Genomic DNA, 25,272 nt, shown 5'->3' on the forward strand with positions numbered 1-25,272 from the left:
CCGCGGGCCGACGGCGGGCCGCCTCCCAAAACCCTATCCCAATCGCCACCGCCGCTACCCAGAGCAAGAAACGCGAAGAGACGCCTAACGAGATCATCCAGAGTGGAAACGGGCCGCCCACCAGATGGGCCGTCCCGCTGAGATTTGCGAAAACCGCCCATATCCAGAAGGCCCGTCGGCCCAAGCCCGGAAAGGCGGCCGAACGGCCCAGACAGAGAGGGGAAAGAAGATAGACGATGCCGATTGCGAACGCCCCGAGACCGGCGTAAAGAAGCCCGTCGTTGAACCACCACTCGAGCGAGCCGATCGCAACCCCTCGGACGGCCGGGTCATGGAGCAGGAGAGCCGCCGCACCCCCGGCCCACGGAATCCAAACAAGCCCAAGAAGGAAAAACCGTGCGGCAATCGATATTTCCTCCCATCGACGCACCATGGCCGCTACCAACCAACCCGCCGACAAGACGTAAGCCAATCCCAGGGAAGGCAAAGAGAAGGTCGGTAATCCGAGCCAAGAGAGAGAGCGGCTTTCTCCCGCCAACACCCCGGTGATTCCAATCCACAATCCCAGATTCCAAAGAAAGGAGGAGGCGACGAACCACCGTCGGCCTCCCGGTAGGGAAAGCCGCCCGCCCTGCGTAACGGACCAGAGAGCGGCGCTCAGCCCCATCGGAATGCCGAATCCGTAGACGAAACTGAGGAAGGCCGCCGGGCTGATTCGTCCGAAAGCGAGCCAGCCCCAGCCCCCTAGGAACCGAGGATCGACGAGCTTCAGGCTGCCGAGCAGGGCCAAGATCGTCGCCACCCAAAGCCAGACGACCGCAGGACCGACGAGCCATAAAAGAGGGGACCGCAATGGGTAGGCGACCTCGTCGGGCAACGTCTTTGCCGCCGCTTCCTCGGATTCCGGACTCCTTGCCATGATTGCTATCCCTTCGCGTTCACGGTTTCGATGTCGGCGAAGGCGCCTGCCGCAACAGAGCGCCGGGAAGAAGCGCCGACGAGGGAGCCACCGGCTTCGCTTTCAACCTCTCCTCTTCCAACTCCATAGCCCGTTCGATGGGGAGGGCTACGATCCCCTTGCTGCGATCGATCCATCGGTAACTGCCCAGCGTTTGCCGATCCGCGTCGCGTACGGATTGCAGCAGGGCCACTCGCTGCGCCAACGCCTGATTTGCCTCCTGGGTCTCTGCGCGGGTAAGGTTCCGAGTGACGACGGAAACTCCGATCACCGGCAAGGCGAGCAAGAATGCAGCCGACCAGAAGGCCCGTAGGCTCAGGGAGCCAGTCGTTCCCGCTCCCTTTCGGCCTCTTTCCTCTTTCGTTTCGTCGCAAGCGTGCTCGGTCGCCATGCCTCTTTTCTCCTAGCTGATCACTTCGAGCGATTCTCGCAAACGAGGATCGCGCCTTGGATAGAGCTCGCAGGAAACAAGGCGCAGCAGGAATGCACCCGCCAAGAGACACCCCATTCCCGCCCAAATAAGAATCTCCAGCAACCCCACGGCTACCGCATTTACGAAGACTCCCGGTAAGATCAGCCAATAGAGTTCGGCCGCCTGCATGAAAAGCACCCAGCCAGCCGCCAGCCCTAGGGTCTTTGGATTGCGCTTGGTCGCCTGAGGAAGAAGGAGGAGAAACGGAACGAAGAAGCGGCCGACGACCAGCCCGATCGCAAACCAGTTCCAACTCCCAAAGTTCCGCCGGATAAAAAAATAGGTCTCCTCGGGAATGTTGCCATACCAGATGAGCATGTACTGGCTGAAGGCGAAGTAGCCCCAAAGCGCCGTGAAGGCGAAGAGCAGCTTGCCCATGAGATGAAGATGCTCCTCGTTCGCCTCGGGGAGATAACCCATTGCGCGCAGCCAAAGGATGAGAAGAATCCAAAGCGCAAGACTCGCCCCGGCAGCCCCTACGAAGACGTATCCGCCCCAAAGGGTCGAGCCCCAACGGAAGTCTAAGGCCATCAACCAATCGATCGCGGCAAAGGTCATGCACGCTCCATAAACCACGAGAAGTCCGTAGGAGAATTTTTGCAGGCGGACCGTACGCCATGGGTCGCCGTCGCTGTCTTGCAGTCGGGAGCCGTTCCAAAGAAAGCGCGCCGCTACGATCCAAAAGGCGAAAAAGAAAAGTGCGCGGATCGCGAAAAACGGGAGGTTGAGATAGGCGGATTTCGCTCGAAGAGCCGGATCGTGAGCAAGGGCTGGATTGGTCCATTCGTAGAGTTGATGACCCGAAAATGCGTCCCAAAGAATCGGCAGGAAGAGCAGAGCGACCCATGGGAAGAGGCTGGCGACGTTTTCCGCCTGCCTGCGTACGACGACTCCCCACCCCGCATTGGTCACATAATGAAGCAGCACCCAGAAAAGCGCTCCGGCGCAAAGGCTGAAGAAGAAGAAGAAGGAAAAAAGCCAACTATGGATGAATTCCTTCGGATGCCACCGGATGCCCAGCGACGAGGCGGCCAGCAGGAAAAGACCTATCCCTTGAAGCCATCTCCCCAGGATTTTCCACTTCGCCGCCGGAAGAGGAACCGCCGCAGACACTCGGGACACGGATTCTACATGGTCCATGGCTACTTTCCCTCCAGTCTCTGCCGCTCGGCAATCGGAACGTCCGACAGAGCGGCATTTTGACTGAGTTGCAAAGCCCGGATATAGGCGACGACGGCCCAGCGCTCCTCAGGACTCAAATTGGCCCCGTACCCGAGCATCAGTCCCTGTCCGTGAGTGATGACGAAGAAAATCTGGCCGTCGGGCATCTGCCGAGTGTGCTCGGAATGATAATTCGGCACACCGACAAGGCCATATTGCGTCGCTATCCCGTTTCCCGATCCGGTCGAACCATGACAAGCGCTGCAAAAGATTTCGAACCGCTCTCGTCCTGTCTTTAAGGTTTCGCCCGTCACCGGGATGGGGATCCCGTCGCCCCAATAGTCCCCGATCGTTCCCGTATTCAGATAGGGGAGATCTACCGGATCGGTCGTCGGCACCGTGCCGGGTACGGGATAGCGGCTTGCCCGCTGATCTGAAAAGAAATAGCTGGGAGCCTGCTCCTTCACTTTTGCTTGCCGGACCATGTCGGGGAAAATTTCGATGGGACTGCGCATCGTTTTGGTCCCACGCAAGCCGGTCACGCTTACGATCGCAAAAACAAGGCAGGAGACGAGCAAAAGGAAGGTGCGCATGATCTCGGGTATCCTAGCGGGAAATCATCGTAATTTGTCTTCCTCCTAGGCTTTCCAGGAATTGCCGGCTTTCGGTTGGGGAGAAAAGCGGGTCCCTGGCTTCGATGACGAGGAAAAATCCGTCATTGGTCGCACGACGGGCCAGCTCTCCCCAATTCCAGACCGGATGGTAAGGGCGCGGGAGTCGCGATAGGAGAACCACCGCCAGGAAAGCGGTGAAGGCCGCGAAGAGGATCGTAAGCTCGAGCAGGACCGGGACGAATGCTGGCAGACTGAAATAGGGCTTCCCCTGGACGACGGTGGCGTAAAAGAGGCCCTGGAGCTGGCCCGTCGTGAAACTCTCGAGGAATTGCGGCCTCGGGATCGAAGTGGCGGTTACCATGGCGATCCCGGTTACGAGGCCGAGCAGACCTCCCATCAGGACGAAAAAGGAGACCCGAGATTTCGAAAGCTGCATCGCGCGCTCCATCCCGTGAATCGGATAGGGGGCATAGGCATCCCACCAGACGTATCCTTTCTTTCGGGTCTCCTCGCTCGCTTGTCGCAGCTCCTCTTCGGAGGAAAACTCGGCACCTAAGCCGTAGATCTGCTCTCCGGGATTCGGAGCGGATTCCTTCGTCGCCGTTTCCAAATGCCGCTTCCGTTCCGGCTTCCCCAGCAGCGTCTTGATCTCCGCGATCGACAAGGCTGGCAATACGCGCAGGAAAAGCAGAAAGAGGAAGAAAAAGAGACCGACGCTGCCGAAGAAAAGGCCCCAATCCACCCAGGTAGGAAGGTAGTGCCGCCAAGAGGAAGGCAGAAAGTCCCGTTCGAGGCTGACGACAATGATGGAGTAGCGTTCAAACCACATGCCCACGTTGATCAGGACCGAGGCGGTCCAGAGGATCCATGGATGGGATCGGCACCGTCGAAACCAGAAGATCTGGGGCAGGATTACGTTGAAGCCGAACATCGCGAAATAGGTGAACCGATCCGGCCCCGTGATCCGATTCAAGAAGGTGTATCGCTCGAAGGGATTGGCCCCATACCAAGCCATGAAGAGCTCGATGAGATAGGAGTAACCCACGAGCGATCCCGTCGCCAAGAGCACCTTCGCCATGTTGTCGAGATGCTTGGGCGTAATCATATCCTTGAGACGGGGATAGGCGGCACGCAATGGGACCAGGAGCGTGACGATCATCGCAAAGCCGCTGAAGATGGCTCCCGTAATGAAATCCGGCGGAAAGATCGTCGTGTGCCATCCGGGCACCAAGGTCGTCGCGAAGTCGGTAGAGACTACCGAAGCCACGGAGATCACCAACACGCTGACCACGCCGGCGATGCAAAGATATCCCGCCTCGTAGTGGTGCCAGACGCGAACGGAGCCGGTCCAACCCCAGCAGAGCACATGGTAAAGCCGCTTCTTCCAGAGCTTGGTTGTCCGATCCCGAAGAGAGGCGATGTCGGGTAGGAGGCCGAAATACCAAAAAAGGCAGGAGACGGTGAAATAGGTCCCTACGGCAAATTCGTCCCACAGCAGCGGCCCGCGAAAGTTCTGCCAAACGGCGTACGATTCGGGAACAGGCACCATGTACCAAAACATCCATTGCCGACCGATATGGAAGAGCGGGAAGACCGCCGCGCAGAGAACCGCAAAGATCGTCATCGCCTCGGCTGCACGATTCACCGAGTTGCGCCATCGTTGTCGCGTAAAGAGCAAGATCGCCGAGATCAACGTGCCCGCATGCCCGATCTCGATCCAAAAGACGAAATTGAGGATCGCGATACCCCAAAAGACCGGGCTCTGTAATCCCCAAACGCCCAAACCCGTACTGATGAAGTAGACGACCACCAGGGGAACCGCCCCCGCCAAAAGGCCAAAGGCGATTACGGCAAGCCACCACCAAAACGGCGCCGGCTGCTCCACGACCGAGCAGACGGCGTCGTTCACCCAGGAAGCTTCTCGCTCGTTCAACACGAGCGCGGGACGCGCCAAAGCCGCTCGTCCGCTCCCCTCTCTTCCAACCGTTTCTTTTACCGCCGCCATGCTAATTCCTTCGCATCCCGCCCTCGCTTAGCCCGCATGGGCACCCCCGCGCTGCCCTTCGGCGGGCTCTGCCGGCCTTGGACGATCTTCCTCCCCCGAAATGGCGGGATTCGGATTGCGAATTCGGGCCAAATACGTCACCCGCGGTCGAACGTTTAAGTATTCCAACACTCGGTAGGCCCGGGAGTCCGCCTTCCAGCGGGAGACTTGGCTCTCCGGATCGGCCAGATCTCCGAAGACGATTGCTCCGGCAGGACAAGCCTCTTGGCAAGCCGTACGGACGCTGTCTCTCGGGATGGGTTGAGGAGCGCCGTCTCGGGCTCGGACGAGGGAGGTAATTTTCGCCTCTTCAATCCGCTGCACGCAAAAGGTGCATTTCTCCATGACTCCGCGCATGCGGACGGTCACGTTCGGATTCCGCTGCATCTGGATTGTCAACGGACTCCCAAGATCGCCAAACGGCCCCAGATAGAGATTCCCCACCGACCAAGGACCGATCCTTTTCGTCTTGAGGACATCGCGCTTGTTGTAATCGAAAAAATTGAAGCGACGTACCTTGTAAGGGCAGTTCGCCGCGCATGCCCGTGTGCCGATGCAGCGGTTGTAAGCCATTACGTTGAGTCCCTCATCGTTGTGGACGGTAGCGTTCACCGGACAGACGGCTTCACAGGGAGCGTTCTCGCACTGCTGACAGAGCATGGGCTCGGGAACCACACGCAACTCCTTCGGCGCATCCACGTAATAGCGGTCGATCCGAATCCACTGCATGATCCGGCCCCGAATCACCTGCCCTTTGCCGACGATCGGGACGTTGTTCTCGCTCTGACAAGCGACGACGCACGCATTGCATCCGACACAGCTCCCCAGGTCGATGACCATCCCCCACTGATTGGCACCTTTACTCACCCCATCGGTGTATGCCGGTCCAGGTTCCTTGGCACCGTAGGGATTCGGATAGATGGAAACTTCCGGGACCGACCGCGCTTCTTCGTCTTCCTTTTTGGCGAAGTCGGGCACCGCTCGGAAGTGCGCGAGGGAAGCCTCACGCACCAAACCTCGGTCGCCCGGATCGCCGTGGAGTTGCGATTGCGCGATCGGATAGCTCTTCCCTGTTTGAGAGATCCGAACTCCCGGGGAGTAGCGCAATGTGTCCCGCGATCGGAGCAAGTAGGCATTGAACCCGTGGCCTTGCGCAACTCGCCCGCCGAAAGAGCGTCCATAGCCGAGCGCAAGCGAAAGAGAGTTTTCCGCATGACCGGGTACCACGAGCGCTGCGGCCTCCAACCGGCGCCCCTCCGCTTCCAGCACCACAATCTCCGCTCTGCGCGAATCTCCTCCTCCCGGAGCGATCCCCAGCTTGCGCGCCGTCTCCGGACCGAGAAGAACCGCGTTGTCCCAAGTGAGCTTCGTGATGAAATCGGGCAGCTCCTGCAACCACCCGTTGTTGGCGTAACGTCCGTCTCCGATCTTCGGGCAGGAATAAAAGGAGAGGTCGATCCGGTCGGCCGCAGACCGCTGCACGAGCTCTTTGACGATCACCCGCTCGGCCAGATCCCAATTTACCTCCGGGGAAAGCGGAGCCGGTCCGCTTCCAGGCCAAAATCCGTCGTGCAGACACCGCCGCCACGCCTCCGGCCGATCCTTTTCTCCGATGCCGCAAATTTTGAAAAAACTCTCTTGCACCCGCTTTTCCGCCGGCGGGAGGGGCACCATGGGAGGGGCGCCGGCAAGCGGCGGCTGGGAAAGCTGCATCGGACTCGCCTCTTCCGGCGCGGCCAAGGCGCCCGGGTCGCCGCACAAGGCGGCAAAGACGTCGAGCTCCGAGAGGGAACCGAAAAGAGGCAAAATCACTGGCTGCGCGCTCAAGTAGGTTCCGTCGGGAGCGAGCGCATCCCCCCAACTCTCCAAGTAATGGGCCATCGGCGCATGCCAATGGCTCGCCAATGCCGTCTCATCCGCCAAAAGGCCCAAATGAATCACCTCCGGCACGCTCCTCTGGAGCCGGATCCAATCGAGATCCACAGGCGCGGTGTAGACGGGATTTGCTCCGAGGATCAAAAGCGTCCGGACATTTTCCTTCCGGATCTCTTCTCCTACCGACTCAAGGGGCTCCGCTTCGTCCTCCAACGCGGGTATCAGATCCAGGGCGGAGCGTTTTTCGAACGCTGCATTCATGGCCAAGGCGAGCAGGGCAGCGACCATCGGATATTCTCGGCCAACGACCACCAGGGGACGCTTGGCGCGCATTAGGTCCTGCGCCGCTGCTCTCGCCCACTTGCGAACCGGTTCTCCCCAGGACTCTCCCGCAGCCTGGCCGAACGGCTGCAATCGAGCAAGCCCCGCCGCCACCAGCTCCCGAGCAATCAGAGCAAGAAAGGCCGTCTGATCGCCCGCCTTCAAGGCCAATCGATGATCCGCGATCGCCCCAGTGGAAGTCAGCCGCTCTTCGACGACGTAAATCCGGCTCATCTCTTCGCCGGGACTTCTTAGGCGGCGGCGTGTTGCGATTCCATGCACGGCCCATGGTCCTTCCTCGTCTCCCGAAGCAAAGTCGCACCCGACCGAAAGGATCACATCCGCCTCTGCCCAACGCGGCAGAAGGGTAAGTCGACTGCCGAAGAGCTGCTTGGTCGCCTCCGACCTCTCCCCATTCCCAACGGGGCGGTAGGTGCAAAGCAGCGCCTCGGGGAATTGTTTCCGGAACTCCTTCCGTAAGCCGGCAAGAGTCGGCGAAACGGTCGGCTCGACGACGATGGCAACTCCCGCTCCTTTGCGTTCGCGCCAGGCAGTGAGATCTCTCTCGAAGAGTTCCACGAATCGCTCGCGAGTGGTGGGATAGGCATTCTGCTGGTAGCCCGCCGCCCGGTCCGGATCGTAGAGATCCAAGATCGAAGCTTGGAGCTGGGGAGTCAATCCCGCCCCGGAGAAGAGGCGATTGGCCTGCAGATGCGTGGGCCTCCCCTCGTAGGTCGTCACAAAGAGAGGTACCCCTCCGTAAGCGGCGGGAACCGTCGTCGCATAAATCAACGGCTTTCCGGGCACGACCCACTCGGGACTAGCCGTGTATGGCACCAAATGGCCTTCGGGACGTCGGCAGCCCGCCAGTCCCATGCCGCCGAGAGCGAAAGAGGCCCCCATAATTCGCAGAAAGGTCCTCCGGTTGATCGACTCCCAGGAAAAATCCGGCGGCGGCTCCTCCGCATGCAAATGAGACGCCCTGCCCACGGAGGAGAAGACATCCTCCTCTCCCGCTTCCCGCCTGGTCCTCTCGTTCATCAATAGATCCTCACCTTCCCACGACCTACCGGTGGCAAGCGGAGCAGTTGTCCGACGGATTGATTTTTCCTTGCTCAATCAGTTGCTTGCCCATCTCGATCTGCTGTCGCCCGGTCGGAGCTTGCCAACCCAGATCGAACACCTTCTCTTGCGGGCGAAGAAAGTATTCCGGATTCCGATGGCAATCCAGGCACCAGCTCATGCTGAGGGGAGTCTTGTGGTAAACCGTCCGCATCAAGTTCACCTCCCCATGGCAACTAAAACAGCTCACCCCTCGGTTCACATGGGCGGAGTGGTCGAAGTAAACATAGTCCGGCAACTGGTAGACCCGTACCCATCGAACGGGCTCCCCTGTTTCCCAGCTCTCGCGCAAGGCCGCCAGCTTCGGGCTGTCGGCCTTGACCATCCGGTGACAAGACATGCAGGTCTGAGTCGTCGGTATGTTGGAAAAACCGCTCTTCTCCACGAAGCTATGACAAAACCGGCAATCGAGCCCGAGACCGGTCACATGCAGGGAATGATCAAAAGGGATCGGCTGTTTCGGCATGTAGCCGACCCGGGTATACTTCGGGGTGAAATAGTAGGCGATCCCTGCTACCGTCAAAGCACCGATTATTAGAATCCCGACGACGATCTTCGGCGGAAGCTGATTTGCGGCTTTCCCGAAGAGATTCGCCATTCGTCCTACCTCATGGGCCTACCGTTCTTCGAGAAGTCGGCTCGCCCACTAGACCCCCTCCGTCGTCGGAAGAGTTCCGCCAGGAAACTCCCCCCGACAGACCCTCGGCTATCATAGACGCCGGGCTCGGAACAAGCCTTTTGGCCCAAACGACACGGATCTCCCCGCAGCGACGACTCTCTACGCCGCCTACTTGGCAGGGGAGAGAATCGAACTCTCGACCAAGGGCTTATGAAACCCCTGCTCTGCCGCTGAGCTACCCTGCCCGCATCCTGTCGCTCTCGCCGATGTCGATGCCCTTCCTTCCCAAGCGGAAGACTCCGAACCGGTGAACTAGGGCTATTCTTTTCGGAGCAATCGGAAGGTCAACACAAATTCCAGACGGCGGAATCGCGGGAGAAAGAACTTTGCGTTTGCAAGAATCCCTCTACAATCCCCTTTGGTTCTGGGTGGTTCTGCGGGCTGTGGCGCAGTCTGGTAGCGCGCTTGGTTCGGGACCAAGAGGTCCAGGGTTCAAATCCCTGCAGCCCGAGGAGGCTTTCCTCATGGCATCGATTACCGCCGCCGGGATGAAGATCTTTTCCGGACAGGCCCCCGTCGGGGTTCGAGCGAATCCGGACGAGGATGAGGTCGACCGCGCGGCCTGGGAATTCTTTCCCGCCCTGAGGGAAGCAAATCTTCCCCACGGCTTCTCCTTACGGGCGAGCGCCGAGCATCCGCCTCCCGTGCGCGCCTTGGGCATTGACTCGGACTCGATCGTCGAAGCCGAACAGCCCCATGGCAATGCGATCGCCTTCGTCGACAATCCAAAGCTTCGCTTCTATCCCGGGGTGGACGGTCTTCTTACCGCGTGTCGCAGCGTCACTCTGAAAATTCGGGTTGCCGACTGCGCGGCCGTCTATCTTTTCGATCCCGAGATTCCCGCCATCGGTCTCGTCCATTCCGGAAGGCGCGGGAGCGGTGCGCGAATCGTTGAACGGGCCATCGAAGGATTCCGGAGACGGTGGGGCTCGCCCGCCGAACGCTTGATCGTGCAAATCAGTCCTTGCATCCGCCCCCCGCATTACGAGGTCGATTTTGCGGAGCAAATTCGAGAACAAGCTCTTGCACTCGGGGTTCGTTCTCTCTTCGACTGTGGCATATGCACGGCATGCCACCTGGACCGCTATTTTTCCTATCGCGCCGAAAAGGGGAAAACCGGGCGAATGTGGGCGGTTGCCATGCTTCCCCCGAAACCCTAACCTCCTCGAAGCGTCGGATCCCAAGAATCGAAGCGATGGGCGGGAAGTGGCGTTCGGCCAGGGGTGATCGGCCTAAAGGAACCCCTGCCGCCGCATTTCGGAAGCGATCTTCTCCGCTTCTTGTTTTCGCTCCTTGTTCTTTTTGGCCTTCCATGCCTCGTAGGATTTCCCATCCGCAGCATCGGGCCCGCTGAAAACGATTTCTTCGATCTCCCGCGCGGAGATGCTCACGGAGCCGGCTCCCTCTGAAAGCATGACTTCTACGAAGGCATCTGCTCCCTCGCCGAAACGATTGTAGACAAACCCCGTCAGATGGCGGCCTCCGCGTAGGCGTAGGGTGACGTCTCCCCGATAACGGAACGCTTTTTCAATCTGATCGGCGAGATTCGTCGCGGTCGCGCACGAATCTCGAGCAAGGACCGGATGTTCTTCCATGGTGACGGCTTCTTCGATCCGTTTCCTCTCCTCAAACCGTAACCGTTTCCTGCTTTTGGCCCGGATGACGCCGTTCGGGTCGCTCGCTTTCTGTAGAACGGGAGGATCGCCCGTTGCCCAGGCTTGCACGAATCGTGCGAACCAGACCGGCGAAGGAACCGAAGGTGTCGTTTACCGCGCTAGGCTCATACCCGGAATGGACCATGCAATCGGCACAGTGTGGGTTCCCGCTCCGCCAACCGTACCGCTCCCAGCGGGTCGTCTGCATGAGCTCTTGGAAACTCTTTGCGTACCCCTCTTGGAGAAGATAGCAAGGTCGCTGCCAGCCGAAGATGTTATACGTGGGATTCCCCCAAGGGGTGCAGTCGTACTCGATCTTTCCTTGGAGAAATTCGAGGAAGAGCGGGGAGAGATTGAATTTCCAGCTCTTCTTCCGATCGCGAAAGACCTCCCGGAAAAGTGCCCTCGTCTTCTCCCTTTTCAGGAAATGCTCTTGATCAGGAGCCTTTTCGTAGCTGTAACCAGGAGAGAACATGATTCCTTCGATACCCAACTTCATCGCTTCGTCAAAGAAGCGGCGAATCCGCTCCGGATCCGCCCCGTCGAAAAAGGTCGCGTTGACCGTTACCCGAAAGCCGCGGCGGACGGCTTCGCGGATCGCGGCTACCGCAGTCTCATAGACCCCATCTCGGCAAACCGATTCGTCGTGATCCTCCTGAAGGCCATCCAGATGGACACTGAAGGTGAGATACTTCGATGGCCGAAAGAGATCGAGTTTCTTCTTTAGAAGAAGGGCGTTGGTGCAGAGATAGATATACTTCTTTCTCTCGATGAGCCCTTCGACGATGCGTTCGATTTCCTTGTGAATCAAGGGTTCACCCCCGGGAATGCTCACAATGGGGACGCCGCATTCCTCTACCGCAGCCCAACACTGTTCCGGGGTAAGTCGACGATTGAGAATATGGTCGGGATATTGAACCTTTCCGCAACCCGCGCAGGCGAGGTTGCATCGGAAAAGCGGCTCCAGCATCAGGACGAGCGGATATCTCTTCCGACCTGTGAGCCTTTGTTTGAGGATATAGGAAGAAACCGTCCAAATCTGCGAGAGCGGAACCATAAGTTTTCCAGAATACGACGAGAAGCCCGTCCGTCAATCCCGGAAAACAATTCCGCTTGCACCGGAATGTCGGGACGCCATGCCGAAAAGCGATCGAACGATATTTTTGCGAAATGGGAAGATGAGTCTCCTCTAGGAATCGTTCGATCCCCCTTTCCCGCTTACGAGGATTTGTTTTCCTCGCGCGGAAGCGCCCCGTTGGAAGGGAGAGGAGCCGGCGAGGAAGTCGAAGATGCTTGGATTGACGAGGTGGGAGAACCGGCCTGCGGCTCCCGTAGGGAATCGTGCATCTCCCGCTCGAATTCCTCACGAGCCTTGTGAAACTCGCCCAAAGCTTTGCCAACTCCTCGAGCCAGCTCCGGAAGCTTCTTGGCACCAAAAAGCAGGAATACGACGACAAAGATCCAGAACCACTCCGAGCCGGAGGGTAAGCCAAAGGCCAACCAGAGCATACCCGACTCTACGCCTTCCTCGGCTTTTTGCAAACTCTCATCCGTCCGCAATCTCCACTGAAGGAGAGTCGGCAGAGCACTTCCGCAAAATCCGAAGCGCCCACGAAACGCGAGCGGGGATCAAGCCACCGGCGGATCGACCCACTTTCCCTCCTCGGCAATCAGTGCAATCAAGGAATCGACGGCTTGCTCCTGCGGGATATTGAAACGGACCGCCTTCTTGCCGACATAGAGATTGACCTTCCCAGGAGCACCGCCGACGTAGCCGAAATCTGCATCCGCCATTTCTCCGGGGCCGTTGACGATGCAACCCATCACGGCGATCTTCACCCCTTTGAGGTGCCCGGTCGCCGCGCGAATGCGAGCCGTGGTCTCTTGGAGATTGAAAAGAGTTCTCCCGCAGGAGGGACAGGCGACGAAGTCGGCTTTGAAGTTCCGATTGCCAGTAGCTTGCAAAATATTGTAGGCAAGCTGCAGTCCTTTCCTAGGATCGGCTTCTCCCCGAAGCAAAACCGCGTCTCCAATACCGTCGCAAAGGAGCCCTCCGAATTGGAGGGCGCTATTGAGTTGCGACCGGAGCGGATCGCTCTGCTCTCCCGGAAAGAAGGTGTCCTTGAGCAGGATCGGGTGATGGACCGGGATCCGGGCGGCAAGCATCCGGAAAGCGTAAAGCGGGGGATACGGACATCCATCCCGCACGGTCACCAGGCGAGGAGGTCCTGTGTGCAGAGCGGCCAGCGCCGTGGGATCTTCCGGATCGATCTCCTCGGCGATTCCCGATCGATAGGCGAATTCGGGGAGAATTTCCGTACCGCGGGCGGCATCTTCCAATGTGGAAAAGTGCTCTTGGAGTACGGCGACGCGAACCGGCTCCCCTCCGCCGATTGTTCGATTCCGGTCCCACCGCTCCGACGCCCTGCGCTGAAAGGCGAACGGGTCGAAAGGTGTGGGGATTTCCCCATCGGGTCGCGGAGCCTCGGAGAATTGCGCAATGAGAGATCGCAATGCTTGCGCGACGGGGATTTCCCGCACGCTGTCCTCCGTCAACGAAACGCGAATCGTATCGCCGATGCCATCCGCTAAAAGAGCGCCGATTCCTACGGCGCTCTTCACCCTTCCATCTTCCCCGTCCCCCGCCTCGGTCACGCCGAGGTGAACCGGGTAGTTCCAATCCGGCCCCAATTCTTGGAGAGTTGCGACCAAGCGCCGGTAGGCCGCGATCATGATGCGCGGATTGGAGGCCTTCATCGAAAAGACGATCCGATGGAAGCCCGCCTTCCGGCAGATCCGCGCATACTCCAGGGCACTCTCCACCATGCCTCTGGGGGTGTCCCCATACCGATTCAGAATGCGGTCGGAGAGGCTGCCATGATTGGTGCCGATCCGCATGGCGATTCCTCGGCGCGCACAAAGTTCCACGAGCGGAAGGAAAGCGATCTCGAGTTGCTCGACGGCGGATGCATATTCGTTATCGGTATAACTCCGGACGACGAATTTCTTCCGGTCCGCATAGTTGCCAGGATTGATGCGAATCTTATCCACCCATTGCGCGGCCTCCATAGCCGCCTCGGGTTTGAAATGGATATCCGCCACAAGGGGTACGCGGCTTCCCCGCCGATAGAGTGCCTCTCGAATCGCCCGGAGATTGGCAGCGTCCTTGACCGTGGGAGCGGTAATGCGAACAAGCTCGCATCCGGCCTCCGCCAACTCAAGAGTCTCCCGCACGCATGCCTCGGTATCCATTGTGTCGGAAGTCAACATCGATTGGATTACGACGGGTCTTTCTCCTCCGATTACAATCGATCCGACCGGCACTTCCCGCGAACTGCGCCGGGTATACCGAGAGACATTGGGAACGTAGGAAGAAGCAATGCGCGTCATGGTCATCGAGTTTCCGGGGACGGTGGAGAATGGGTTTTTGCCGGGAATTGCATCTCCGGTCCTTTCCCGCCCTTCCAAGGCAAGTCCTGAACATCGAAAAAGGTCACATAGAGGATAAAACCCACGATCAGAGTCGCAAAGATCACTTGAAGCGCCTCCATCACTCGGAGGCTCAGCGGCCGGCCGCGAACCCATTCCGCGAGAGAAAGAAGGATATGTCCCCCGTCCAGGACGGGAATGGGCAGGAGGTTGAGAAGGGCCACGTTGACATTGAAAAGCACGCTAAACCAGAGGGCCAAGCGCCAACCGTAAGGACTCTGAAAAAGCAGGTAATACAAGCGCATGATGCCCACCGGGCCCGAAAGATGCTGCGGTTTGATATCCGAGCGGGGGGAGAGCATCGCCGCCACCGTGCTGGTCATCGCTCGGACGCTGACGAGGATCTGCTCCACGGGATTCGGATGAGCGATGCTCATCGTTCCCGCTAAATCCCACTGGAGTCCGATTCGCGGCACGGTTTCCCCTACCGGCACCTCCGGAACGATCGCAACCGACCAAGTATGCCCCGCGCGGCTCACCTCCAAGGAGAGGGGCTTGCCCGGATGCTTCAGCATGTAATCGTTGAGGGCGATCGGGGAGCGCAGCCGGTGACCATCGACGGACAAGATCTGATCGCCCGGCAGCAAGCCCGCTTGCGCCGCTGGACTTTTCGGAAAGACCCGTGCGATCGTCGGCGTCTCTTCCGGCAGAATCAAGATCTGTCGCAAGCCTTTTCTCTGCAGGAGTCCTCGCTCTTCCCGGACGGGGGTCACGAGGACGGAGAGGACCTTCCCGTCTCGCTCTACGGTGATCGGTATCTCGCTCCCCTCGCTTCGAACGATGTTCCAGGTGATAGCGGTGTTGTCCATGCCTTGAAAACGACGAACCGGATGGCCGTCTACGAGAAGGATCCGATCCCCGGCCTGCAGGCCCGCCTTCTCCGCCGGAGAATCGGGAAAGACGTAGCCGATCGTCGTCGTCGCCTCGCTCTGGCTCACCGGGCGGCCGACCACCCAGACGATCAGGGAAAAGAGAGCGGCCAGCACGAGATTGGCGACGGGACCCGCCAACGCCACCAGGATCTTGTCCCAGGGCTTCACTGGAGGTAGGGATTCGGAATCCGATTCCCGCTTGCCCTCGAGCATTTCGGCGCCAGCCATCTGCGGCAGCGCCACGAAACCACCCGCCGGGATCCAGCCCACCGCGTACGTCACTCCGCCGATCTCCTTCTCCCAAAGAGCGGCACCAAACCAGATCTGAAACCGCTCCACACGCAGGCCGCGCCACCGAGCCGCCAGGAAATGGCCCCACTCGTGGACAACGATCAAGACGTTGAAGAGGAAGAGAACCTCGAAAAGGGTTCCCGCGAAACGAGCGATCTCGCTGAACGCCAGCATGCTTCAGCTTAGCCTCTCTTGCGGATCCACTCAACCGCGGCGACGCGGGCCTCTTCGTCCACTCGTTGCAAGACCTCCAAGTCCTTTGCCGCAATGGGCTCGTGTGCATCGAGTGCGGCCTCTACGCACCGCCAAATCGCAGGGAAAGGAATCTGCCTCTGCAGAAATGCAGCCACCGCGACCTCGTTTGCCGCGTTGAGGACGCAGGGCGCGGTCCCACCTGATTCCCCCGCCCGACGGGCCAATCGGAGTGCCGGAAAACGCTCATGATCCGGTTCTTCGAAGGAGAGGCGACCCACGGTCGCAAGATTCAAAAACCGGACCGGACTCGGAAAGCGTTCCGGGTAGGTAAAGGCATACTGAATCGGCAGGCACATGTCGGAGTGGCTCAATTGGGCGAGTTGCGAGCCATCTACGAATTCGACCAGGGAGTGGACAATGCTCTGCGGGTGGACGACGACGTCGATCGCCGAGAGAGGCAGGGAGAAGAGCCAATGCGCCTCGATCATCTCCAGCGCCTTATTGAACAAGGTCGCCGAATCGATGGTGATCTTTTTTCCCATCTTCCACGTCGGATGATCCAATGCGTCTTCGACGGTGGCCGACTCCATCCGGTGCGCATCCCAGGTGCGGAAGGGTCCTCCCGAAGCGGTAAGCACGATCCTGCGCACTTGATGGACAGGAGCGCCGGCCAAGCATTGAAAGACCGCGTTGTGCTCGCTGTCGACCGGCAAAATCGGAATCTTCCGCGCCCGTGCCTCGGCCATGACGATCTCTCCCGCCATGACAAGGACTTCCTTGCTGGCCAAAGCGAGGCTCTTTCCGGTCCGGATCGCGGCAAGAGAGGGACCTAAGCCTGCGGTCCCCACGATGGCAACGAGCACCAAGTCGGCTTCCGTCTCGGCTACCATTTCGGAGAGCCCAAGCGCACCTTGATAGAGCTTGGCGTTCCCCGGAAACCCCCGACGCCACCCCTCACCGGATGGAGGACGGTAGAGCCCTACCGCGTTCGGCCGGAATTCCTCGGCTTGCGCCCGCAACTCCTCGAGCTGCTTCCCGGCGGCCAATCCGACCACTTCTATGCGTTCGGGGAGCTTCCGGACGACCGTGAGAGCACTTCGACCAATCGATCCGGTCGATCCGAGGATGAGGACGCGCTTTTTCATGCCGCCGGCGTGGCGGGCAGACAAACCTTTTCCTTAGCGATCGATACGATTCGGGAAAACTGCGCCGGCGACCGAACGGCGAGATCAGCAAGCACCTTTCGATCGAGAGCGATCCCCGCTTTCGTCAACCCTTCCCAAAAGCGACTGTAGGTCAACCCTTCCGACCGGGTCGCCGCATTGATCCTGGCGATCCAGAGATTGCGAAATTCTCTCTTGCGTGTCTTCCGATCGCGATACGACCAATACTTGGCTTTGAAAATCGCATCCTTTGCATAGCGATAGAGCTTGCTCCGCCGCCCGCGGTAGCCGCTCGCCTGATCGACAACACGCCTGCGCCGCTCTCGCGAAGCTGGCCCGTTCGTTGCTCTCGCCATAATCCTATCCTTTCTTCCGTCCGTCCTCTCCGCGCCCCTTCTCCTGCGCGCCCGGCTCGAAACCTAGAGGAAGCTCGCTCCGGAGAATCGAGGAATGTTGCCCTCTCATTCCCGGAAAGTCAAAACGGAAAGGGAGCGGCACGAGCCGTCGAGACGGAATGGGTTATACCTGCCGGCTGATCCGATCTAGAGAAATGGGAGGCTTTCCAGCACGTGGCAGACATCCTCGCGGCGCACGACCTTCGCCTTCCCAAGTCGCCGCATCCTCTTTCGATTCTTGCTAGACGCCAGGTGTCTCCTCCCCGCACGCGGAGCGAGCACCTTTCCACGAGCTGTCACCTTGAACCGCTTGACAACGGCTTTCTTGGTCTTTCTGCGAGAAATCGGTTTCGGCATACGCTCTCCTTCGTTCCTTCCGAGGGGTCAATCTGTCTCCGCTTCCCCTTCCTTCGTGTATTTATGCGTCCTCTTTTGCGCGGGGAGCGGCAGAAGCATCAAGACAATACTTCGACCGATAGGCTTGATCTCCTGATCCGCGGTCGCCACATGGCCGAGATCCTCGCGCACCCGCCGCATCAAGTCGACGGCAAGTTCTTTGTGGATATTTTCGCGACCGCGAAGGAGGAGATTGAAGCGCACCTTCATGCCCTTCAGCAGAAACCCCTCCGCCTGCTTCAACTTGATCTGATAGTCGTGCGCGTCGATATTTAGATGGAGTTGTAGCTCCTTCAGCTTCGAAGTCCCTACGCTCCCTTTCTTCGAGTCTTTCTCCTTTTTTGCCTGCTCATACTTGTATTTACCGTAGTCCAAGATCTTGCAGACGGGGGGCTTTGCGTTGGGCGCCACCTCAACAAGATCGAGCATCCGGGCTCGAGCAGCCGCCTGTGCCTCGCCCGCCGACATTACCCCGAGAGGCTTTCCATCGGGGTCGATTACAAAAACCTCCGGTGCACGGATAAACTGATTGATCCGCACTCGAGGCTGTCGCTGGAAAGTCCGAAAAGGGGGACGCACGCTACAGAGACCGCCTTATCACCTCGTCGACCAACTGGTCCGCAAATACCGTCAGGGCCATCACTCCGAGGTTCCCTCGCCTACGGCTCCGCACCGAGAGATTCTTTGAAGATTGCTCGTTCTTTCCAACAATGGCCATATACGGGATCTTTTGACTTTCGGCAATCCGAATTTTCGCGTTCAGCGTCTCATGTTTTTCATCGACGCTGACCCGCAACCGACGCTTCCGAAGCGCGGCGGCAACTTCCCGCGCATAGTCGAGCTGCTGGTCGCTGATCGGCAAGATGCGGACCTGCTCGGGGGCAAGCCAAACTGGAAAGTCCCCTCCGAAATGCTCGATCAAAATCGCCAGAAAACGCTCGAGAGAGCCGAAAGGAGCGCGGTGGATCATGACCGGCCGATGCTCTCGATTGTCCGCGCCGACGAAAGCCAAACCAAAACGGATCGGCAAATTGTAATCCAATTGGACGGTGCCCAACTGCCATTCGCGCCCCAGGCAATCCCGGACCAGGAAATCAATTTTCGGCCCGTAAAACGCCGCTTCGCCCGCCTCCCGCGTAAACTCCAAACCCGCTTGGCGAATGGCCGAGCAAAGGGCCGCTTCCGCCTTTTCCCACAAGGCGGGTTCTCCAATATACTTCCCGGAATCCGGTCCTCTCAGCCCCAATCGGATCCGGCAGTCCCGCAAATCCAGCGTGGCAAGAACGGTCCGAACCAGCTCCAGGCAGCCCGCGACCTCCGCCTCCACTTGGCTTTCGGAGCAGAAGATATGCGCATCGTCCTGCGTAAAGCCGCGCAAGCGAGTCATGCCTCCCAGTTCTCCCGATTTCTCCCAGCGGTAGACCGTCCCGAACTCGGCAAGCCGGACTGGTAGCTCGCGATAGGAGCGCGGGCGGCTGGCAAAGATCCGCGCATGCATGGGACAGTTCATCGGCTTCAGGAGATATCCGCCTACGACACCGCTCTCCAGTCGATTGGCATAATCCCCGCACCGACATCCCTCGTGCACGAGGCTCTCCCACACCGCAGGCTCGGGAATCGGAGGATATTGCGACTCGCGGTAGTAAGGGAAATGACCGGAAGTCCGATAGAGCCCCAATTCTCCAATATGGGGCGTAAAGACGGTCTCGTATCCCTGTTTGGCCAAAAGCTCTCCCAAGAAAGCCTGAAGCTCTTGCCGAATCACCGCTCCTCGAGGAAGCCAGAGAGGAAGCCCCGCTCCCACCGCCTCATCGAAATAGAAAAGCTCCAGCTCCCGACCGAGCTTCCGATGATCCCGTTTCTTCGCCTCTTCGAGTCGCGCCAGATGCTCCGCGAGCTCCCGTTCGGAAGGGAAAGCCGTTCCATAAATCCTTTGAAGTTGCGGATTCTTTTCGTCGCCTCGGTAATAAGCGCTGGCAACATGCGTAAGCCGAACCGCGCGCACGAGCGCAGTACTCTTTACATGGGGTCCGGCGCAAAGATCGAGGAACTCCCCATTTTGATAGAGAGTGATCGGTTCTCCTTCCGGAATCCCGCGCAAGATATCGAGTTTGAACTCGCTCGGCACCGGACGTTCGCTGAGAGCGCCGAGCCGCCCCCGGAGCGCCAGCTTCTCCGCCTCCTCCCGGCTCGTGGGGACGCAGACAAACGGCTGCCCGGCACGAACGATCTCACGCATCTTCTCTTCGATCTTCGGAAAATCTTCCGGAGAAATCCTATGGGAGAGAGAGACATCGTAATAAAATCCGTTCTCCACGGGTGGTCCGGCGGCCAACTGCGCCTCCGGCCAGAGCTCCAATAGAGCGGTTGCGAGAATGTGCGCCGCGGAATGGCGTAAGGTTTCGAGCTCGGTCACGGTTCTTCCTTCTTCCTTCCTTCGATCCTCGCAAGAAGATGCCTCGATCCGCCGATCGAGAACGATCGACGAGCATGCGGGATTCCTCCGACCCCGCAAAAAGTGATCTTGCGAGAAGCTAAGTCTCCCGTCCAACAAAGCAAACGGCCTCGGATTTGCAAGCCGCAAGAGAGAGTCTCCGACGCAGCCGGTTTTCGCACGATTGGAGAAGGAGGCTCTCCACCGGAGGATCCTCTCAAGGGATAGCAAAGCTCTTCTATCAAGGAATTACGCCCTTCCCTCCTTCTTTCTCCCGTTCCATACGGTATCGCAGCCGCCTTGCCGAAGAATCCGCTCCGGCGTAGCCTCGGCCACCATCGCCGATGCTCGCCTACTACGTCGACAACCTCAGTCCCTACCTGGTCCGCTTCCCGGGCGGCTGGGGGATCCGCTATTATGGACTCGCCTATCTTCTCGGCTTCCTCTTCCTCTGGTGGGGTCTCCATTACCAGCAGAGGAAAGGCTGGCTGCGCCTATCGCGCCGACAGATCGACGACTTGGTCTTCTGGCTCGCTCTTGGAGGAGTCATCGCGGGGGGGAGACTTGGATATTGCCTGCTCTACGATCTGCCCCATATTCTCCGCCATCCGCTTGACCTCTTTGCGCTTTGGCGGGGAGGAATGTCGAGCCATGGAGGGATCGCGGGCGTGCTGGTCGTCCTCTTTTTGAGCGCTCGCCGATGGAACCTTCCTTTTTTTCATCTCGCCGATGCGGTCGTCTGGTGTACCCCTGTCGGGCTTGGGCTGGGCCGAATCGCCAATTTCATCAACGGCGAACTTTGGGGCCGCCCCTCCACGGTTCCCTGGGCCGTGATCTTTCCCGAGGCCCCGCTGGTCCGAGGATCCGCAGTGCCGCGTCACCCGTCGCAACTCTACGAGGCTGCACTCGAGGGGTTGCTTCTCTTCGGTATGGTGGCCTGGCTGCGTGCTCGCGGCTCGCGAGAAGGCACGGTCGCTCTCTCCTTCCTCGCCGGTTATAGCTTGGTTCGGATCTTCGCAGAGTGCTTTCGCGAGCCCGACGTCCAAATTGGTTTCTACTTCGGCTTTCTCACGCAAGGGCAACTCCTCTCGGCAGCCACGTTGGCTTTTTCCGGCTTCCTCTGGTGGCTGCGGAATCGGGGCTATCTCTAGCCAGCCTTCGGCAACGGGGCGCCGGCCAGCCGCTCAAGACGAAGCAACCAATATTCGATGCTGTCGACAAGAGCTTCCCAAGAAGCTTCCACGATGTTGGTCGAGACGCCGACGGTCGTCCAACTTATCGACCCGTCCGACGATTCCACCAAGACTCGCGTCACCGCTCCCGTACCGGCCATCGGCCCCAAGATCCGCACCTTGTAATCCCGCAAGCTGACCCGAGCGAGATCGGGATAAAACCGCTCGAGGCCGCCGCGCAGAGCCTGGTCCAAGGCATGGATCGGGCCGTCTCCTTCTGCGACCGTATAGACCGTCTCTCCCTTGACCGAGAGCTTGACCGTCGCCTCGGAAACTTCGTACTCCTTGGCGGGGAAGCGCCGGATCGAGACATGGTACTCGACCAATTGAAAAAACGGGGGATAGGGCAATAAGCGTTTTCGAAGAAGCAGCTCGAACGATGCATCCGCCGCTTCGAATTCATAGCCCTTCCCCTCCATCTCCTTGACCTGCTGGAGGGCTTCCCGGGTGCGCGCATCGTCCTCGCGGAGCGTCAGGCCCAATTCTTTTGCCTTGAGCACGATGTTGCTTCGGCCGGAAAGTTCCCCCACGAGGATTCGGCGGCGATTGCCTACGATTTCCGGCTCGATGTGCTCATAGCTGCGAAAGAGTTTCCCGATTGCGTTGACGTGGGTGCCACCCTTGTGCGCGAAAGCGCAGCGGCCGACGAAGGGCGCCCTCGGGTTCGGGGCGAGGTTGGCGGTCTCATCTACGAAATAGGAGAGCTCTTGGAGACGGGAAAGGGCTCCGGGAGGAAGAACCCGCTTCCCCATCTTGATCTCCAAATTGGCGATCGCTGAAATCAGGTTGCAGTTGCCCGTACGTTCTCCGTAACCGTTGATCGTGCCTTGGACCTGGGTCGCCCCCGCTTGGACCGCAGCCAACGCATTGGCCACCGCAAGCTCGCCGTCGTTATGCGTATGGATCCCGATGCGCGACGAGATCTTTCGTGCGGCAAGCGCCGTCAATTCCGTGATCTTTTCCGGCAGCGATCCCCCGTTCGTGTCACAGAGGACCACCCAATCCGCGCCCGCCTCGGAAGCCGCCTCCAAGCACTCCAAAGCATAGGCAGGGTCCTCCTGATATCCGTCAAAGGCATGCTCGGCATCGTAGACGACCTCTTTCCCGCACGACTTGAGAAAGGCGATCGTCTCTCGAATCATCTCCAAGTTTTCCTCTGGAGTGACGCGAAGCACTTTTCGGACGTGGAGAAGCCAAGTCTTGCCGAAGACCGCCACGGCCTTTGTGCCCGCATCCAGAAGCATGCGAATCTGCGGATCCTGGTCGACCGCTACGCCCGCCTTCCGCGTGCTGCCGAATGCCACGATGCGGCTTGCTCGAAGCGGGACGGTCGAAACCTCGCGGAAGAACGCGAGATCCTTTGGATTGCTTCCCGGCCATCCGCCCTCAATGTACGCGATCCCTAACTCGTCCAATTTTCGAACGATTCGCAACTTGTCCGGCAGCGAAAAGTGGACGTTCTCCGCTTGCGCTCCATCCCGGAGCGTCGTGTCGTAGATGGTAACGGCCTCATCGGAACCGTGTTGCATATTTCCCCGGCTCGAAATCGTTCCTCTCTTTCTCGTAGAAAACCCCTGGACAAAGCGAAAGCCAGGGAAGAAACTCCACAATGATGCAGATCCAATGGAATCCGCAAGGAATTAAGCTGACTGCGCCTCTATACTCCTACATCGAAAAAAAATTACAAAAGCTGAAGCGTTACGAAGATCGAATCGTCGCCGCTCATGTTACCGTCCAACATGACCCGCCGAAGGCTTCGCTGAACAAGCAGGCCTTCGTCGTGAAAGTCCATCTCTCGCTTCCCGGGCCGGACCTTCACGCCGAGGATCACGGGCACGATCTCTACCAGGCCATCGACCTGATCACGGATCGCCTGGAAGGCCAGCTCCGGCGCCGGAAAACCGAACTGACCGAAAAACGCCGGCATGAATCGCGGGAAGCAAAGGGCGAGGTCCACTCCGGTCCTCCACCGGAATAGAAACGCTTCCGCGAGGGCCTCCGCGGGGAGTCGGGACCGTTTTCGTGGTTCGTCTATTTTCGCCGGGGATGCTCGGGGACGTCGGCATCGAATAGGCGGAGCCGCTTAGGGCGCCTCTTCGAGCTCCTGAAGGGCCTCCCGGACCGCCGTCACTAAGCTTTCCAGGTTCTGTCGGCCGAACGAAAACGGAAGCTCGGCTGCCGCAAAAAGCTCCGGGAGAGGCTTTGACCCGCCCAAGGTGAGCGCACGCCGATACGCCTCCAGGGCTCCGCGGGGGTCGCTTCGGGAGCGCTTCCAGAGTCCTAAGGCACCCAATTGGGCGATCCCATACTCTATGTAATAAAAAGGATATTCGAAAATGTGAAGCTGTCGGTGCCAGAGAGAGCGCAAAACCTCCTCATAACCGGACCAATCCTCCCGTCCTCCGAAACGCCGGCGCAACTCCATCCAGGCATTCGCCCGTTCCTCCCGAGAATGACCGGGATGCGTATAGAGCCAGTGCTGGAAGCCATCCACGAGAGCCATCCAGGGAAGAAAGCGAAGGATTCCCTCCAGATGGTTGCGCTGGGCTCGGCGCAGCTCTTCCTCTCCGTAAAATTCGCCCAAGTGGGGGGCGGCCAAAAGCTCCATAGCCATCGATGCCACTTCGCAAAACTCGAGAGGGGCGGAACGATACGCATAGAGGGGTTGCGTTCGGGCGAGAAGGGTGTGGAAGGCGTGACCGCTTTCATGCAGAAGGGTTTCTAGGTCTCGATGGGTACCGACTGCATTCATGAAGATGAAGGGGAGTCGCGCTTCCGAAAGGGTGCTCTGGTAGCCTCCGGGTGCTTTCCCCTTTCGGTTTTCGAGGTCCATCAATTCGGCCTTACGCAACAGCCGGAAAAGTCCTCCCAATTCCTCGTCCAAAGCAACAATCGTCTTTTCCGTCTTCTCCAGGAATTCCGCACCGGTTCGAAACGGGTGCAGGGGCGGCTTTCCTTCTATATCGACCGCCAAGTCCCAAGGCCGAAGCCGATCGACGCCAAGCCGCTTTTCCCGCCGGAGATCCATCTCCCGGCAAATGGGGACGACCACCGCTTCGATCGCCCGACCGAATTCGAGGCAGTCCTCAGGTGTGTAGTCGAACCGCTCGGCGCGGGCAAAGGCATAGTCGCGATAATCTCGGAATCCGGCAGCGACGGCGATCTCTCTCCGAAGGGCAAGGAGACGATCGAAGATCTCCTCCAAGGTTGCCGCGTCCCGCCCCCTCCGCTGTGCGATCTGCTCCCACGCCCTCTGCCTGCGGGATCGATCCGGCTCTTCGAGCACTTTCCCGACCTGGGCCAGCGTCTGTTCCCTCCCGTCGAAGTTTAGGGTCATCGCCCCGACGATCTTCTGATACTGCTGAGAAAGTCGCGCCTCCTCCGTCTCCCGAACGATATTCTTCTCGCGGAAGAGACGAACTTGCATCTCCACGCTGCGCCGCAGAACGGAATACGACTCCGGCAGAGATTCGACACAGGGGTGGTGACAAAAGGCGCGGAGGATTCCGATCTGCCGCGCCTTCCTCCACGGGTCGACAACGGTCAGGATCTCCAAATAGGCTTTTTCCCGCTCCGGGTCGTCCGTCTGGCAGGTCATCGCGATGTAGCGCTCGGCCCGCACCTCGTCCATTGCCGCCTGCACCTCGTCGTAGTGACCGAGCCAAGCTTCCAGCGCTGCAGTCGACCGAGCCTCGTGAAGCTCTTGCTCGAGCCTCCCGAAGTAGTTCTCCAGCTCCGAGAGGGAGCAGAGATCGGCTGCACCGGGAAGAAAGCTTCGAGGGACGAAGGGAGCCAAGGGGGGAAACGCATTCATCTCGTGGGATAACCCTTGCCATCCGCGGCCGAAGAGGGCAAGCCTCATCGATTTCGAAGCTTGGAGCCGAGGCAGAGCCGGCGGCCGGCC

Annotated in this window: 22 protein-coding genes and 2 tRNA genes; 4 read left to right on the plus strand and 20 right to left on the minus strand. The window is 59.3% G+C overall.

Translation table 11 applies throughout. The annotated features are described in order from the left end of the window. The 8 genes from FN369_RS03445 to FN369_RS03480 all read right to left on the minus strand — a co-directional run. Positions 1–919 (minus strand): heme-copper oxidase family protein (locus FN369_RS03445; protein WP_512698701.1); only part of this gene is annotated, 919 nt, incomplete at its 3' end. A 19-nt stretch (positions 920–938) separates the two neighbouring features. Beyond that, positions 939–1,349 carry a hypothetical protein gene (locus tag FN369_RS03450; protein WP_142524812.1) on the minus strand — a complete coding sequence of 137 codons (411 nt, stop codon included), beginning with the start codon at positions 1,347–1,349 and terminating at the stop codon, positions 939–941. A gap of 12 nt (positions 1,350–1,361) precedes the next feature. Further along, entirely contained in the window at positions 1,362–2,552 is a 1,191-nt protein-coding gene (locus FN369_RS03455; RefSeq protein WP_246189519.1) for a hypothetical protein, read from the minus strand. Between the two features lie 20 nt (positions 2,553–2,572). Beyond that, positions 2,573–3,184 carry a c-type cytochrome gene (locus tag FN369_RS03460; protein WP_142524814.1) on the minus strand — a complete coding sequence of 204 codons (612 nt, stop codon included), beginning with the start codon at positions 3,182–3,184 and terminating at the stop codon, positions 2,573–2,575. A gap of 13 nt (positions 3,185–3,197) precedes the next feature. Then, on the minus strand, positions 3,198–5,210 hold the full coding sequence (locus FN369_RS03465) for a quinol:electron acceptor oxidoreductase subunit ActD (protein ID WP_142524815.1): 2,013 nt from the start codon (positions 5,208–5,210) through the stop codon (positions 3,198–3,200). 27 nt (positions 5,211–5,237) lie between these two features. Next, the gene (locus FN369_RS03470; RefSeq protein ID WP_246189520.1) at positions 5,238–8,486 is read right to left on the minus strand and encodes a 4Fe-4S dicluster domain-containing protein; all 3,249 of its coding nucleotides are present in this window, start codon (positions 8,484–8,486) and stop codon (positions 5,238–5,240) included. A gap of 25 nt (positions 8,487–8,511) precedes the next feature. Further along, a complete protein-coding gene (locus FN369_RS03475; RefSeq protein ID WP_142524817.1) occupies positions 8,512–9,165 on the minus strand; it encodes a cytochrome c3 family protein in 654 nt (217 codons plus the stop codon). A 194-nt stretch (positions 9,166–9,359) separates the two neighbouring features. Continuing rightward, positions 9,360–9,431 (minus strand) — tRNA-Met (locus FN369_RS03480). A gap of 192 nt (positions 9,432–9,623) precedes the next feature. Here FN369_RS03480 and FN369_RS03485 point away from each other — a divergent pair. Both FN369_RS03485 and FN369_RS03490 read left to right on the plus strand, forming a co-directional pair. Then, positions 9,624–9,697 (plus strand) — tRNA-Pro (locus tag FN369_RS03485). 13 nt (positions 9,698–9,710) lie between these two features. Then, on the plus strand, positions 9,711–10,406 hold the full coding sequence (locus FN369_RS03490) for a purine nucleoside phosphorylase YfiH/LACC1 family protein (RefSeq protein ID WP_142524818.1): 696 nt from the start codon (positions 9,711–9,713) through the stop codon (positions 10,404–10,406). 72 nt (positions 10,407–10,478) lie between these two features. On the opposite strand, the gene FN369_RS03495 is transcribed toward FN369_RS03490, so the two are convergent. The 10 genes from FN369_RS03495 to thrS all read right to left on the minus strand — a co-directional run bounded on the left by FN369_RS03495 (position 10,479) and on the right by thrS (position 20,118). Then, complete coding sequence (locus FN369_RS03495; protein ID WP_142524819.1) at positions 10,479–10,841, minus strand: hypothetical protein; 363 nt, start codon at positions 10,839–10,841, stop codon at positions 10,479–10,481. A 31-nt stretch (positions 10,842–10,872) separates the two neighbouring features. Further along, complete coding sequence (gene hpnH / locus FN369_RS03500; RefSeq protein WP_142524820.1) at positions 10,873–11,958, minus strand: adenosyl-hopene transferase HpnH; 1,086 nt, start codon at positions 11,956–11,958, stop codon at positions 10,873–10,875. Positions 11,959–12,119: 161 nt separating this feature from the next. Next, positions 12,120–12,410, minus strand: coding sequence for a Sec-independent protein translocase subunit TatA/TatB (locus FN369_RS03505; protein ID WP_142524821.1), 291 nt, complete (start codon positions 12,408–12,410; stop codon positions 12,120–12,122). Positions 12,411–12,530: 120 nt separating this feature from the next. After that, on the minus strand, positions 12,531–14,291 hold the full coding sequence (gene ispG / locus FN369_RS03510) for a (E)-4-hydroxy-3-methylbut-2-enyl-diphosphate synthase (protein ID WP_142524828.1): 1,761 nt from the start codon (positions 14,289–14,291) through the stop codon (positions 12,531–12,533). 2 nt (positions 14,292–14,293) lie between these two features. Then, complete coding sequence (locus tag FN369_RS03515; protein ID WP_142524822.1) at positions 14,294–15,727, minus strand: site-2 protease family protein; 1,434 nt, start codon at positions 15,725–15,727, stop codon at positions 14,294–14,296. An 8-nt stretch (positions 15,728–15,735) separates the two neighbouring features. Continuing rightward, a complete protein-coding gene (locus FN369_RS03520; RefSeq protein WP_142524823.1) occupies positions 15,736–16,893 on the minus strand; it encodes a 1-deoxy-D-xylulose-5-phosphate reductoisomerase in 1,158 nt (385 codons plus the stop codon). Then, positions 16,890–17,267 (minus strand): 50S ribosomal protein L20, encoded by a 378-nt coding sequence (rplT, locus tag FN369_RS03525; RefSeq protein ID WP_142524824.1) that lies wholly within the window; start codon positions 17,265–17,267, stop codon positions 16,890–16,892. The genes FN369_RS03520 and rplT overlap by 4 nt, the downstream gene beginning before the upstream one ends. Before the next feature lie 186 nt (positions 17,268–17,453). Beyond that, positions 17,454–17,663 (minus strand): 50S ribosomal protein L35, encoded by a 210-nt coding sequence (gene rpmI / locus FN369_RS03530; RefSeq protein WP_142524825.1) that lies wholly within the window; start codon positions 17,661–17,663, stop codon positions 17,454–17,456. Positions 17,664–17,690: 27 nt separating this feature from the next. Then, complete coding sequence (gene infC / locus FN369_RS03535; RefSeq protein WP_246189521.1) at positions 17,691–18,281, minus strand: translation initiation factor IF-3; 591 nt, start codon at positions 18,279–18,281, stop codon at positions 17,691–17,693. Position 18,282: 1 nt separating this feature from the next. Beyond that, positions 18,283–20,118: a threonine--tRNA ligase gene (gene thrS, locus FN369_RS03540; RefSeq protein ID WP_218580003.1), complete on the minus strand. Its 1,836-nt coding sequence runs from the start codon at positions 20,116–20,118 to the stop codon at positions 18,283–18,285. Positions 20,119–20,480: 362 nt separating this feature from the next. On the opposite strand from thrS, the gene lgt reads away from it, so the two are divergent. Next, positions 20,481–21,287 (plus strand): prolipoprotein diacylglyceryl transferase, encoded by an 807-nt coding sequence (gene lgt / locus FN369_RS03545; protein WP_142524826.1) that lies wholly within the window; start codon positions 20,481–20,483, stop codon positions 21,285–21,287. Here the strand turns inward: lgt and cimA are convergent. Next, complete coding sequence (cimA, locus tag FN369_RS03550) at positions 21,284–22,897, minus strand: citramalate synthase (protein WP_178087656.1); 1,614 nt, start codon at positions 22,895–22,897, stop codon at positions 21,284–21,286. The two genes, lgt and cimA, sit on opposite strands and share 4 nt — an antisense overlap. Positions 22,898–22,977: 80 nt before the next feature. Between cimA and hpf the strand changes: the two genes are divergently transcribed. Beyond that, on the plus strand, positions 22,978–23,346 hold the full coding sequence (gene hpf / locus FN369_RS03555) for a ribosome hibernation-promoting factor, HPF/YfiA family (RefSeq protein ID WP_246189522.1): 369 nt from the start codon (positions 22,978–22,980) through the stop codon (positions 23,344–23,346). Between the two features lie 105 nt (positions 23,347–23,451). Here hpf and FN369_RS03560 read toward each other — a convergent pair whose 3' ends face one another. Further along, positions 23,452–25,182 carry a M3 family oligoendopeptidase gene (locus tag FN369_RS03560; RefSeq protein ID WP_142524827.1) on the minus strand — a complete coding sequence of 577 codons (1,731 nt, stop codon included), beginning with the start codon at positions 25,180–25,182 and terminating at the stop codon, positions 23,452–23,454. Between the last annotated feature and the right edge of the window lie 90 nt (positions 25,183–25,272).

Source organism: Methylacidimicrobium cyclopophantes, from assembly GCF_902143385.2.
GTDB lineage: Bacteria > Verrucomicrobiota > Verrucomicrobiia > Methylacidiphilales > Methylacidiphilaceae > Methylacidimicrobium > Methylacidimicrobium cyclopophantes.

Coding starts and splice junctions, on each gene's coding strand:
- FN369_RS03450 (WP_142524812.1), bottom strand. CDS start 1,349: ATGGCGACCGAGCACGCTTGCGACGAAACGAAAGAGGAAAGAGGCCGA.
- FN369_RS03460 (WP_142524814.1), bottom strand. CDS start 3,184: ATGCGCACCTTCCTTTTGCTCGTCTCCTGCCTTGTTTTTGCGATCGTA.
- FN369_RS03465 (WP_142524815.1), bottom strand. CDS start 5,210: ATGGCGGCGGTAAAAGAAACGGTTGGAAGAGAGGGGAGCGGACGAGCG.
- FN369_RS03470 (WP_246189520.1), bottom strand. CDS start 8,486: ATGAACGAGAGGACCAGGCGGGAAGCGGGAGAGGAGGATGTCTTCTCC.
- FN369_RS03475 (WP_142524817.1), bottom strand. CDS start 9,165: ATGGCGAATCTCTTCGGGAAAGCCGCAAATCAGCTTCCGCCGAAGATC.
- FN369_RS03490 (WP_142524818.1), top strand. CDS start 9,711: ATGGCATCGATTACCGCCGCCGGGATGAAGATCTTTTCCGGACAGGCC.
- FN369_RS03495 (WP_142524819.1), bottom strand. CDS start 10,841: ATGGAAGAACATCCGGTCCTTGCTCGAGATTCGTGCGCGACCGCGACG.
- hpnH (WP_142524820.1), bottom strand. CDS start 11,958: ATGGTTCCGCTCTCGCAGATTTGGACGGTTTCTTCCTATATCCTCAAA.
- FN369_RS03505 (WP_142524821.1), bottom strand. CDS start 12,410: ATGCTCTGGTTGGCCTTTGGCTTACCCTCCGGCTCGGAGTGGTTCTGG.
- ispG (WP_142524828.1), bottom strand. CDS start 14,291: ATGACGCGCATTGCTTCTTCCTACGTTCCCAATGTCTCTCGGTATACC.
- FN369_RS03515 (WP_142524822.1), bottom strand. CDS start 15,727: ATGCTGGCGTTCAGCGAGATCGCTCGTTTCGCGGGAACCCTTTTCGAG.
- FN369_RS03520 (WP_142524823.1), bottom strand. CDS start 16,893: ATGAAAAAGCGCGTCCTCATCCTCGGATCGACCGGATCGATTGGTCGA.
- rplT (WP_142524824.1), bottom strand. CDS start 17,267: ATGGCGAGAGCAACGAACGGGCCAGCTTCGCGAGAGCGGCGCAGGCGT.
- rpmI (WP_142524825.1), bottom strand. CDS start 17,663: ATGCCGAAACCGATTTCTCGCAGAAAGACCAAGAAAGCCGTTGTCAAG.
- lgt (WP_142524826.1), top strand. CDS start 20,481: ATGCTCGCCTACTACGTCGACAACCTCAGTCCCTACCTGGTCCGCTTC.
- cimA (WP_178087656.1), bottom strand. CDS start 22,897: ATGCAACACGGTTCCGATGAGGCCGTTACCATCTACGACACGACGCTC.
- hpf (WP_246189522.1), top strand. CDS start 22,978: ATGATGCAGATCCAATGGAATCCGCAAGGAATTAAGCTGACTGCGCCT.
- FN369_RS03560 (WP_142524827.1), bottom strand. CDS start 25,182: ATGAATGCGTTTCCCCCCTTGGCTCCCTTCGTCCCTCGAAGCTTTCTT.